Source organism: Microcoleus sp. MON2_D5 (genome assembly GCF_036701905.1).
Taxonomy (GTDB): domain Bacteria; phylum Cyanobacteriota; class Cyanobacteriia; order Cyanobacteriales; family Microcoleaceae; genus Microcoleus.
Map to the genome: position 1 here is coordinate 1 of NZ_JAUBRM010000168.1, position 6,571 is coordinate 6,571.

Consider the following 6,571-nt stretch of genomic DNA (forward strand, 5'->3'; position numbering starts at 1 on the left):
GGGGGGGTAGCTGGGCTGGCCCGCCCCCCCCAGCCGCGACACTCGCTCGAAGATTAAACCAAGGGATTCCCACCGGGATTGGTGATACCCGGTACACTCCCCAAAACAAATATATATCTGCTACACTTACAATCCCTCCAAAGGAAGATAAGCGCATAACTCCCCTGATGTCGAAATATGAAGGATTTAGCTTCTTGCATAGAATTTGTTGAGCATCATTCCTTCGTTCTTTCGGCACCAGGTTTTCGGATGCTTGAACTCTATGCCCCCCTGTATGAGGCTCCGGGGGTACAGATAGTAAAGATGCCACTCTCGTTGGTCAAAACCATCACCTACCATAGGTTTTTCAAAAAGAATTTGGATTTTTGGACTTGTGTGAGCAAGTTAGCGGAAAAGTATATCACCAGAGAAATTAAGTTGATGTTGCGGGCTAAGCTCGCAGGACATCACCGTGACGGGGTGGTCGATAATTCCCTTTGGAAAAAAAGAATAACACCTCCTCCCGACTTTGACCCTGATTACTTCAGAGGCAAGGTTGAATCAACTCGCGACCCGCCGCTAGTCTTTATCCCTATTCCCAAGCTTGAATCTTCAAATGGTTGCGCCCGCAGTGACTTACCCATCCGCTCGCCTATTTTTAGCGAGCGAATTCCAATGTAGGCTCTAAATGTAGGCTCTAACTGTTTTGAAACCCTAAATAAATACCAAAAAACCGCTGCAACAATTGGAACCTGAAACAGCGGTCTTTGGATTAATCCACCTTCAAACTCGCGTAGGGCGAGCCAAGGACTTATGACCTATTGTACAGCGATCGACAATCAGCTAACAATCAACTTAAAGCTGACACCTGACCATCAAGCCCAAATTCAAGCCCGTGGTCTTTTTCCAAAATGGGCTGAGGCTAACTGCAGAAGCTTTAACATCCCCGATGCCTCGTTAATGTTGGGATACAAAGCTAAGTCAGCAGGCATCATGCTGATATCTGATGAGTACGGTCAGTGGCAATTTCGGCCCGATGACCCCTGGTTTTCACCCGATGGCAAGCTGCCAAAGTACCGCACACCACGGCATGAGTATGATGTATTTTTGGCAAAGCATCCCGAAATAAAAGCATATTGGGCAGATTTAGACGCTCTAAAAGCCCGCTGCTTCACTATTGACGGCAAACCTTACTTACTCATAACGGAGGGTGGGTTCAAAGCAATGATGGGCTGCCAGTTTGACATCCCAACTGTTGCGCTCGTTGGAGTAACTATGGGCTTAACACCGCGCAAGAAAGGGGAACCCGATTTAGTACCAGGACTCAAAAGGCTAGCAGAGGCTGGCTTCGGTTTTATCTTTGCATTCGATGCTGATGCTCTTACTAACAAAAATGTACGGATTGCGGAAGCTAAGCTCTCAAAAGTCTTGAGGTCTTACGGCTGCGACGTGCGAAGTATCACGGGACACTGGGAACCCGGCACCGATGGAGAAACTAAAGGGATGGATGATTTCATCAACAAAAACGGGATAGAAGCTTTCAGAGCAATTCTCATAAAATCAGCAGCTCAATCGCGTGACACAGGGAATACCTACCCACCAAGCAAATCAAAAAACAAGCAACTTTTAGACCTGATAGAGACTCACTGGGGAGAGCGTTTACGCTTCAACGAGATGACTCAACAGGTAGAACTTAACGGTAAGGGAGGGCAGTTAGACATTGAGCGAGTTTATCTTCGGTTGGCGGATGAGTTAGGAATTGATATCCCCAAACAGACTGCTTCTGACTTAGTGGTTGTCACGGCTCAAAAATACGCTTACTCTCCGGTACGGGATTACCTGAATTCGCTAGGAGATGTTGACCCCATCGACCTTAACAATCTCGCAGAGCGTTATTTCGGTACAAATGACCCGTTAGACGCAATCCTGCTTAAACGCACCTTAATTGCTGCTGTAGCGAGAGCGATGAAACCAGGATGCAAGGTAGATACCCTCTGTATCCTTCAGGGCGGTCAAGGGGAGCTAAAATCCACCTTCTGGCAAACCTTAGCGGGCGAATCTTGGTTTACAGACAATCTCAGCGAATCAAACGAGAAGGATGAGAAATTGAAGCTACGGCGTTACTGGCTTCTGGAGTTCTCAGAGTTTGAGACTGCTTACAAGAAAAAACAAGTTGAGCAACTTAAAGCGTTTTTATCATCTCGGATTGACAGCTTGCGCCGACCCTATGGACGGTCAATAGAAGATTTTCCCCGCTCGTCAGTGTTTGTAGGGTCAACTAACCGTCAAGAATTCTTACATGACCCAACAGGTGAACGGCGTTACTGGGTTATTCCAGTAACTCAAAAGATTCCTATCGAAACAGTCGAGGCAGAACGCGATCAGATTTGGGCTGCTGCTGTAGCGGCTTATAAAGCAGGGGAGCAATGGTGGTTGACTCCTGATGAAGATAAATTACTGGGTGAGAAAAATAAGGGCTGGCAGTCGAGCGATACATGGGAAGCAAGCATACTGAACTATTTAGAGTTTCGTTCTACCTGTACCATCGCAGAACTGTTGGAAAAAGTAATCGACCTTGACCTATCTCAACAGAAAAAAGCTGAACAGATGCGGGTAAGCGATATCTTGCGCTGTAATGGCTGGATGAAGACCACAAAGCGAATTGATGGCAGACTTCAGAAGTGCTGGGAGAAGGTGGTAACAGAGGTGGTAACGGGGGTGGTAACAGAGGTGGTAACACCCCAAAACCTGCTCTCTGACACAATCCTAGATATACCGTTACCACCTGTTACCACCTTTAATCCAAAACATTCCTCAGAACCTAACAGCGATGTTGGAGCGGAAAAAAATAATTATTCTGAATCTGAAAAGACTTTTGAGAGTCCAGGTGGTAACACTTCCTCCAACAATGCCCAAAACTCGCGACAACAAGGTTTAGAGCCTGTTACCACCTCTCATGAACAAGGTGGTAACACTTCCTCTGACACCGCCTCGCAGCCTCTCTCAAACATTGGAGCAAAGCACAAGGACATTAAGGAAGGCGATCGGGTAGTGATTACTGAAAAAGGTAATCACGAGGGACAACATGGTGAGGTTACTTTTATAGGGTATGGCAGCCGTGAAACTGACTACACAGTCAAGCTCGATAAAGAATCACACTTTCTCTGGAATGTCACAATCTCAATCCCTAAATCAGCGATACTTCCCGCAGCTTACTTAATGAAGTTGTAGCGGTTGTAGTGCTTTAGGGCTTTGTGGTTTTATCCTGACGCAATTTCAATGGCTTCAGACTCTAGGCTGGGAAATGTTACTATCCCCGCCTAGAACAAGGTTTTGGAGTGCGTAGGAAAATGGGGTTATCCCTGCCTAGCTGTAGTGCCTTTAAGCCCTGGGTCAGGATATGCCTTTTAGCACCGCAGCGCTTTGAGGGATTCTGAAATGATTAATAAAGAAGGAATTTGCGCTCGCGCTCAAAAATTGCAAATTTTAATAAATGCCCAAAACTGCTAAGGTTGTTTTGGGCAAATTAGGCAAATAAACATTACTCGCCTAGTGTGTCACGAAGGTTTAAAAAGTACAAGACGGCTTTAACGCTTTTTCCCGTGTAAACCTCTAGCGGGATTTTTCAAATTTCCGCTAGAAATCTAGCCCGGAGTGTACAAACTCAATACGGAAATTTGAAAAATAGCCGTAACCCTGCCCGGAAGGGCATTAAGCCATTTATAGAAATGGTTATCCAAAACCCTTGACAACCGTTTATAGAAATGGTTTGATATAGATATCAACCATTTATGGAAACGGCAATGACTAACAAAATCAGAAATACCGCTGGCAAGTTTGCTCCGAAGTCCGAGGCTCCGCGCAAGGTGCGATCAGTTAATCTCACCGATGAAACGTGGCAACGCTTGGCTGCTGTAGCTGAAAAAACAGGGAAGAGTCGAAATGATTTTTTAGAATCGTTGCTACAAGGTAATAATCCATTTATAGAAACGGTAGCAATTCATATGCAGCCAGTTATGGAAATGGTGCAAGTTGAGACAGAAACTGATGGGGCGAACGTAACTCAACAACACAATAGCAGCGTTTTACCGCTTATTGAAACGGCACATTTTGAATTGGAAGCACTTAAGCAAGAATTAGCAGACGCTAAGGGGGATTACCTCAAACTTTTAGAAAGCAGCCTCCACGTTACCAGTAAACTTCGCCAAGAAGTACAGGAATTACAACAAGAGCTTGAGGTACAGGTAACTAACTGTGATGAATTTCAGAAGGAGCTAGAGAATAAGGCGCTAGTTTGTGTTCAACTTCAATCTCAGCTTGAGCAGGAACGCGCCGATCGGAAGGAAATTGAAACACAACTCTCCGAGCTGAAACAAAATTCTGCTCCGGCCGCCGCCACATCCTCCGATAAAACCCTACCTGATGCGGCGCAACTTCTTAGCCAGCTCCGAGGTAAGCGTAAAAAATCTAAAGTTGACTTGGGAGACATTGAAACGCTCCTGGGCTTGCTCGGAGGTTGAGACAAAACTTTTTACCAGTCACCCTTGACAAGGCTGCTCGAATACTGCGATCGTAAGTAATTAAGGAAGATTGATGCGCGACTGAGTAGCGTTTGCACCGCTAAACAAGTCACGACTTCCCCAAACGTTCTCTTTCCAACGCTTGGAGCGTAAATATAATGCCATATCCAGCCGATCGCTTTTTTGGGCGATCGCAATTATTCACGTTTGGCGTGAGGTTCTGCCATGACTGAACCCATCGTCAATCGCCGCCGTATTGACCATCTGAAAGCACACGCTTACAGCCTCGGGTTAACTAACGATGAAGCCAAAAAATTTGGCAAACTCTCCAAAACTTCCACCTGGGAAGCTGTTTGCGAGGTCTACTGCGTTGATTGCCCTGGTCGTAAAAATGAGCACTTGGATTCATGTCAATGTGTTGAGCGCATCCTTTGTCCTGTAGACACTGTAGACGTTGAATCGCGTGACACAAGCGGATGGATTAATGATGGTTCATCCCCGGTGTGCAGCTTCACTTCCCAAAATTCCATCAGTTTTCTAGATTGGGTTGACCTTGCTCAACTGGTCGCATTTGTACTCGCATCGGCGGGGGTCTTCGTGCTGGCTATGTCTATGTGGCGACAGATTAACCCTCTGAATTTATTTCCTCCAGTTCGCGTCAACATTCAAATCGGAGCAAAATAATGGGCATGATGACCAAACTATTTGGCGGCGAAATTAGCGACGCCATCACGAGTAAATCTGAGAAACTGGCTGCGCCAACTGATGCGGGGGCAATTACACCGCTCAACCCTGGTAATTTTGCATCTATCCGCACAGCAGCAATAATCGAGGCCCCGCGCTATTACACCAAAGAGGAAGCTGACGAGCGGAAGAAATTGGCAAAGGAAAAAGTCGAGGGCGCTCGCTACACGAAAAAATACCTCAAGGCCACGAGCCAAATTGAAGAAGCGGACGGCGCAGTACATAAGGCGTACCGCAAGCATCAGAAAGTGGTTGCGAGCGTGGAACTGACAAAAAAACAAGCCGATGTGGGGTTGGCGAAACACTTGCTCGGCTTGGCTCCTGGATACGCCAAGCTAGGGGTAGGGCTTGAGAAAGCCGAAAATCGTGCTACCGAAAGGATTGAGGCTATCAAAGCTAAGTTACTCGGAGGAACTAAAGAATGATTCGAGCGATTGCACTTGGTGACAGTTTCTTACTGACTGCGATCGCCTCCAGCTTTCTTTGCTGGCTGGCATCGCTTCATCATTCCTTATTGCTGTTTGTGCAAGCGCTGTTCGCACTCAAGTTAATTGTTAGTGCTAGCGCTTGGATACTTGATGATGCAATCATCGCAACCCTGAAAATTGACCTGCTGCAATTCAGGTTCAGATTAATTGCCAGCACAATTGGGGCTTTAGTCGGCGCGGGGGTGATGTTATGTCGCTCCTGAAAGTGTCTATCCTGTCTCTCTCTGGGCTGACTCTCTGGCTGGCTCCGCCGTTTATCTTTTCTCGCAAGACTCCTCTGCATAACTTCATGCAAGGTGTTGCCCTGGTGTCTGGCTTTGCTTGCTGCTTTGAAGGTCGGCGGTGCGCTCTGAAGGTTGCTAAAGCTGAGGAGTTTGAGGCAATGAAAGAGCGGGCTATTGATGCCGATGTGGCTGACGAGCTTAGCACTTCGATCTACGTGGCTGAGCAACAACGGCGGAAGGAAGCGGAAGCTATTCTCGCAGCTTCCGGCGAGGAAGTGGAAGCCGCTCGGGAAGCCCTAGAAGCGGTATACAGCAACGACTTACAGCCCGAAGTTTCCGCTACCACTTCCGACGATGATGCTAGTGATTTACAACTGTGGTGGAAAGTGGAAGCGGCACAGACTCAAGGTAAAACTGCGACCTGGATTATAGAAAATATCCTGGGCAAGAAGGGGCGTAAATACCCTGAAGGTAAAAAGCAGCTTGAGGAATTGTTTAATAAATTTAGGGAAAAAGGAGGATAATAGATACGTGGGCTGGGGGGGGTAGCTGGGCTGGCCCGCCCCCCCCAGCCGCGACACTCGCTCGAAGATTAAACCAAGGGATTCCCACCGGG

At 47.1% G+C, this 6,571-nt stretch carries 7 protein-coding genes; all 7 read left to right on the plus strand.

Annotation, left to right across the window (positions count from 1 at the left end; translation table 11 throughout):
* Positions 1 to 177 precede the first annotated feature (177 nt).
* Positions 178 to 660, plus strand: coding sequence for a hypothetical protein (locus QUA47_RS29810; RefSeq protein WP_333433474.1), 483 nt, complete (start codon positions 178 to 180; stop codon positions 658 to 660).
* Between the two features lie 132 nt (positions 661 to 792).
* On the plus strand, positions 793 to 3,210 hold the full coding sequence (locus tag QUA47_RS29815; RefSeq protein WP_333433475.1) for a VapE domain-containing protein: 2,418 nt from the start codon (positions 793 to 795) through the stop codon (positions 3,208 to 3,210).
* A gap of 572 nt (positions 3,211 to 3,782) precedes the next feature.
* Positions 3,783 to 4,499: a hypothetical protein gene (locus QUA47_RS29820; RefSeq protein ID WP_333433476.1), complete on the plus strand. Its 717-nt coding sequence runs from the start codon at positions 3,783 to 3,785 to the stop codon at positions 4,497 to 4,499.
* Between the two features lie 225 nt (positions 4,500 to 4,724).
* Positions 4,725 to 5,183 (plus strand): hypothetical protein, encoded by a 459-nt coding sequence (locus tag QUA47_RS29825; RefSeq protein ID WP_333433477.1) that lies wholly within the window; start codon positions 4,725 to 4,727, stop codon positions 5,181 to 5,183.
* A 5-nt stretch (positions 5,184 to 5,188) separates the two neighbouring features.
* Positions 5,189 to 5,668, plus strand: coding sequence for a hypothetical protein (locus QUA47_RS29830; protein ID WP_333433478.1), 480 nt, complete (start codon positions 5,189 to 5,191; stop codon positions 5,666 to 5,668).
* Positions 5,665 to 5,934, plus strand: a complete 270-nt coding sequence (locus tag QUA47_RS29835; RefSeq protein WP_333433479.1) for a hypothetical protein — start codon at positions 5,665 to 5,667, stop codon at positions 5,932 to 5,934. The genes QUA47_RS29830 and QUA47_RS29835 overlap by 4 nt, the downstream gene beginning before the upstream one ends.
* The gene (locus QUA47_RS29840) at positions 5,922 to 6,479 is read left to right on the plus strand and encodes a hypothetical protein (protein WP_333433480.1); all 558 of its coding nucleotides are present in this window, start codon (positions 5,922 to 5,924) and stop codon (positions 6,477 to 6,479) included. Before QUA47_RS29835 ends, QUA47_RS29840 begins: the two co-directional genes overlap by 13 nt.
* Positions 6,480 to 6,571 lie beyond the last annotated feature (92 nt).